Here is a 969-nt window from a genome sequence, read left to right as displayed (position 1 = left end):
CGCCGGCATCATGGAAGCCTACCGCTCGCCTGACGACATCGAGGCCGATTGGGAAGCCAGGAACCGGGCAGCCGAAGCAATGGCCCGCCGCGCCGAGACGGTCGATGCCGGCGAGGCGAGGTGGCTGGCTGAGCGAATCGGCCCGAACCGGCCGCTCAGCGAGAACGAGCGCGCGCTGCTGACGCTGATCAAGCATGCGTCGCCGGAAATCCACCCGGCGCTCAAGCCGCTGCTCGACAAGGTTGCTTAGGGCCCATTGATATTCAGGTGATGCCGGCCTGCAAATGGCGGTTTCCCGCGCTTCCGGCCTTCGCCGACCGAAGCGATCGTGAGACGCCGCACAGCCAAGGCTACGGCCGGCGTAGGCGTGCTCGCGTACTTTGAGTACGTTCCGCTCCAGCTTCTCGGAGACCACTATTCTCGGCTCGACCCTGTACGGTCTTCAAATGCCGCCATACCAGTCGTAGCCGTTGTCCTCCCAATAGCCGCCGCGGCCGCCGCCGATCGCGGCGAAACTGTCGATCAGCTCTATTTTGTAGATGTATTTCGGCATCTTGTAGCCGAGCTGGCGCTCGACGCGCACGCGCAGCGGCGCGCCGTTCTCGACCGGCAGCGGCTTGCCGTTGAGGCCGTAGGCGAGGATCGTCTGCGGGTGGCGGGCGTCGATCAGGTCGATGGTGCCGTAATATTTGATGTCGCCGGAGAGAGACCGGTCGATCGTGTCGAGGCAGTGGAACATGACATAGCTGGCCTGGGGTTTCACGACCGCCTGGTCGAGAACCAGAGACAGCGGCGTGCCCGTCCATTTGGCGATGCAGCTCCAGCCCTCGACACAGTCGTGGCGGGTGATCTGGGTGCGGCTCGGCATGTTCTGAAGCTGCTCGCGGGTCAGCGCCAGCGGCTTCTCAACGAGGCCGGAGACTTCAAGGCGCCAGTCGGCGAAGTTGTTGGCAAGCAGCCCCTTGTAGG

Annotated in this window: 1 protein-coding gene and 1 pseudogene; one reads left to right on the top strand and one right to left on the bottom strand. The window is 64.4% G+C overall.

The genetic code is table 11. From position 1 onward, the window contains the following. A pseudogene (locus EN742_RS36065) lies at positions 1-250 on the top strand (hypothetical protein); the annotation flags it as partial. A 192-nt stretch (positions 251-442) separates the two neighbouring features. Here EN742_RS36065 and EN742_RS36060 read toward each other — a convergent pair. Beyond that, positions 443-969, bottom strand: a 527-nt coding sequence (locus EN742_RS36060) for a molybdopterin-binding protein (protein WP_128333944.1), incomplete at its 5' end; no start/stop codon positions are given.

Origin of the sequence: Mesorhizobium sp. M4A.F.Ca.ET.020.02.1.1 (genome assembly GCF_004022645.1) — a bacterium.
Classification (GTDB): Bacteria; Pseudomonadota; Alphaproteobacteria; order Rhizobiales; family Rhizobiaceae; genus Mesorhizobium.
Note: the sequence above shows the minus strand (reverse complement) of the source record. Positions and strands in the feature narration are given on the sequence as shown.